Origin of the sequence: Nitratidesulfovibrio liaohensis (assembly GCF_011682075.1) — a bacterium.
GTDB lineage: Bacteria > Desulfobacterota > Desulfovibrionia > Desulfovibrionales > Desulfovibrionaceae > Cupidesulfovibrio > Cupidesulfovibrio liaohensis.
This window is the reverse complement of sequence record NZ_VSMK01000295.1, coordinates 1-3,515: the sequence shown is the minus strand read 5'-3', so window position 1 is coordinate 3,515 and position 3,515 is coordinate 1. Positions and strand designations below refer to the sequence as shown.

Genomic DNA, 3,515 nt, shown 5'->3' with positions numbered 1-3,515 from the left:
GGCCCGCGCGACCTCGTGCTGTGCGCCCTTACCGGCGGGGCCAGCGCGCTGACCCCCGCGCTGCAGCCGGGCATCACCCTGGACGACATGCGCGCCGCCACCACCCTGCTGCTGGAATGCGGGGCCACCATCCACGAGATCAACGCCCTGCGCAAACACCTGTCCGCCTTCGGCGGCGGCAACCTGGCCCGCGCTGCGGCCCCGGCGCAGGTGGTTTCGCTGATCATCTCCGACGTGGTGGGCGACGACCTGGACGTCATCGCCTCCGGCCCCACCTCGCCCGACGTATCCACCTATGCCGACTGCCAATCCATCGCCGACAGGTTCGGCATCCTCCACAGGCTGCCCGCACCGGTCGTCGAACGGCTGACGGCGGGCCTGCGCGGCATGGCGGCGGAAACGCCCAAGCCCGGCGACCCTGTGTTCGACGCGGTGCAGAACTGCATCGTGGCCAGCAACCGGCTGGCGCTGGAAGCGGCGGCGGAAGCGGCTGCGGCGCACGGCTACCGCCCGCGCATCCTTACCGACACCATGACCGGCGAGGCGCGCGTGCGCGCCCGCGAACTGGTGGAAGAAGCCGCCAGCGCCGCCGAAGGCCTGCCCCACCCGGAAGGGCCGTTCTGCCTGCTGGCGGGCGGCGAGACCACCGTCACCATCACCGGCGGGGGACTTGGCGGACGCAACCAGGAAATGGCCCTGGCCGCCGCCATCCGCATGGACGAACTGGCCGACTGCCAGCACATCGCCATGCTCTGCGCGGGCACCGACGGCACCGACGGCCCCACCGACGCCGCCGGGGGCTACGCATCGGGCAGCACCCTGTGCGTGGCCCGCGAATGCGGCGTGGACGCCCACGGCCACCTTGCCGACAACGACGCCTACAACTTCCTGGACCGCACCGGGCACCTGCTGCGCACCGGCCCCACCCTGACCAACGTCATGGACCTGGCCGTGCTGCTGGTGGATGCGCCCAAGGGCAAACCCGCCGCCTGAGTCGGCTCGCCGGCCTACCTGACCGGGTGACCTGATCGAATGCCTGACCGAATGCCCGACCGAATGCCCTGACCGGGCGGACCGTCGCGCACGGCTACGGAAGGACACATGAAGAACGCGCACGCAACCGCGACCGCGACGGGACCGAAGAACACCGGTGGCCGCCCCGCATCCCGTCCCGCGCACCCCCTGGCCGGGCTGCGCTCGGTGGGTCCGGCCACCCGCCGCGACCTCGATCTGCTGGGGGTGCGTACCCTGGCCGAACTTGCGGCGGCGGATCCGCAGGAACTGTATGACCGGCTGTGCGCACTCACCGGGCAACGCCACGATCCGTGCGTGCTCGACGTGTTCGCCTGCGCCGTGGCCCAGGCCCGCGACCCGCACCTGCCTGACGCCCTGCGCGACTGGTTCGCCTGGACGCCCCACCGCAAGGCCGGAACCCTGCACGCGGTCCTGCCCCTTCGCCCCGACGGGCGCACGAGATAGAAGGCCGGAGAGAAGGCGGGCGGGGCAGAACCCCTGAATACCCCGTCCCCTTTTCCCCACGCAGATCGGTGCGTTCCTTCCCCCCCCCCCCGAAAACGCGAAACGCCCCGCATCTCCTGGCCGGAGACGCGGGGCGCGGAAATCTGCGGCCCGTGGGCTGCCTACTTCACGGAATCCTTCAGCAGCTTGCCGGGGGTGAACTTCACCACCTTGCCGGAAGGAATGGTGATTTCTTCGCCGGTGCGGGGATTGCGACCCTTGCGCGCGGCGCGTTCGGTCACCTTGAAGCTGCCGAAGCCGGTGAAGGTCACGGATTCGCCAGCGGCCAGGGCGTCGGCGAGCACGGCGATGGTGGCGTCAAGGGCGCCTTCGGCCTGGACCTTGGAGGCAAGACCGGCCTTGGCGCGGATCTTTTCAACCAGTTCAGCTTTGGTCATCGGTATCTCCATATGGGGGGTTTCGGTCCGCGCGCGCTCCGGCGGCGCGGTATTGCATGCACGTGGTGCAAGGGCGCAGCTTTTACAGAGGTTGGCCCCCTTGTCAACAGTTTGTGCCCACGAAGGCGCGTCGTTGCTTGATTCGTCACCAAAAAGCCCCCTTCCGGGGCATGTTCCGGCCCTGCCGCTCCTTTGCCGCCGCAGGGCCGGAACAAGCCGGAACAACGGCAAAACGCGCTCCGCAACCCTTTGATTTCGGCACCGCTTGCGCTATAGAAGCCCCACAGGCAAGAGAGAAACAGGGAGACACAAGCCACATGGAAGTGCGCATCGAACGCCTGCCGGAACTTCGCGTTGCCGGCATCCGCGTGCTCGGCCCCTATGCCGAATCGGGGCCGAAGGCGTGGAAGCTGCTCACGCCGTGGATCGCACGGCGGCAGGTTACCGGCGCCTCCACCATGTTCCTGGGCCTGTGCCACGACGACCCGGAAATCACCCCGCCGGAGCGCATCCGCTACGACGCCATGGTCACCGTGCCCGACGACTTCGAGCCGGACGACTACGTCATCGTGCGGGTCATTCGCGCGCGGGAATACGCCGTGGCCGTGCACAAGGGCCCCTACGCCACCCTGCCGTGGTCGTGGTCGGCGCTGTACTGGGAGTGGCTGCCCGCCAGCGGGCGCACCCCCTTGGGCGCCCCCCGCATGGAGGCCTATCTCAACGACCCCGGCGCCACGCCGGAAGACGAGCTGCTGACCCGCCTCTACCTGCCACTGGCCCCGCTGTAACACCCGCCGCTCCGGCGGCGAACATGCATGCGCCGCGCACCGCGCACCGCGCACAGGAGGAACAATGCTTCGCCACAACGTCTCGCGCACCCTTGCTGCGCTGCTGCTGGTTCTTGCCGCGCTGGCCCTTTCGGCCTGCGCCCCCGGCAATTCCGTCCGCCTGCTCTACTCGCCGCCCGATGCCGCCGTGCTGCCCGATCCTTCCGCCCCCCGCGTGACCGTGGTCATGTTCGAGGACAAGCGCCCCGTGGTGCAGGTGGGTGAACGCAAGGACGGCACCTCGTTCGTGGCGTCGTCCACCGTGTCCGACTGGGTCAGCCGCTCGCTGGCCGACGAGCTGTCCCGCCAGGGCTTGCAGGTGTCCTTCGCCCTGACCCCGGAACAGGCCCGCGCCGGCGGCCCCGACTACATCGTCACCGGCGTGGTCAACGAAGTGTGGCTGAGGGAACTGAAGACCACGGAATTCAGCACCTCCATGAAGCTGGCCGTTTCCGTGTCCGACTACACCAAGGTGCTGTATACCGAGCATCTTTCCGGCGGGCAGTCCAAGCAGGTCATTCCGGCATCCGACGTGGTCGAAAAGCTGCTGGCCGAAACCCTGCGCGACGTGCTGCAGCCCGCGGCCCGCAAGATACAGGCCACCGTAAAGAAATAGATGCGCCATTCCGGACGGGCGGCGCCGGGCCTTGCAACAGGCCCGGTTCCGCCCCCTTCCGCCCGCCTTCGCACCGGGCTTGCCCCGCTGCTCTGCGGCATCGCCATCCTGCTGGCGACAGCCGCCACCGCGCACGCCGCCAGCACCGTCACGGTG

General features: G+C 69.3%; 5 protein-coding genes. 4 read left to right on the top strand and 1 reads right to left on the bottom strand.

Features of this window, described 5'->3' with window-relative positions:
* Together FVW27_RS10605 and FVW27_RS10600 are read left to right on the top strand one after the other, a co-directional pair.
* Positions 1-993 (top strand): glycerate kinase type-2 family protein (locus FVW27_RS10605; RefSeq protein WP_167124984.1); only part of this gene is annotated, 993 nt, incomplete at its 5' end.
* 108 nt (positions 994-1,101) lie between these two features.
* Entirely contained in the window at positions 1,102-1,479 is a 378-nt protein-coding gene (locus tag FVW27_RS10600) for a helix-hairpin-helix domain-containing protein (RefSeq protein ID WP_208294738.1), read from the top strand.
* Positions 1,480-1,640: 161 nt separating this feature from the next.
* Here the strand turns inward: FVW27_RS10600 and FVW27_RS10595 are convergent, their stop codons facing one another.
* Positions 1,641-1,916, bottom strand: a complete 276-nt coding sequence (locus tag FVW27_RS10595) for an HU family DNA-binding protein (protein ID WP_007526990.1) — start codon at positions 1,914-1,916, stop codon at positions 1,641-1,643.
* A 317-nt stretch (positions 1,917-2,233) separates the two neighbouring features.
* Here FVW27_RS10595 and FVW27_RS10590 point away from each other — a divergent pair, with 317 nt between their 5' ends.
* Both FVW27_RS10590 and FVW27_RS10585 read left to right on the top strand, forming a co-directional pair.
* Positions 2,234-2,704, top strand: coding sequence for an AraC family transcriptional regulator (locus tag FVW27_RS10590; RefSeq protein ID WP_167124982.1), 471 nt, complete (start codon positions 2,234-2,236; stop codon positions 2,702-2,704).
* A gap of 64 nt (positions 2,705-2,768) precedes the next feature.
* Entirely contained in the window at positions 2,769-3,359 is a 591-nt protein-coding gene (locus tag FVW27_RS10585) for a hypothetical protein (RefSeq protein ID WP_167124980.1), read from the top strand.
* Positions 3,360-3,515: the final 156 nt, after the last annotated feature.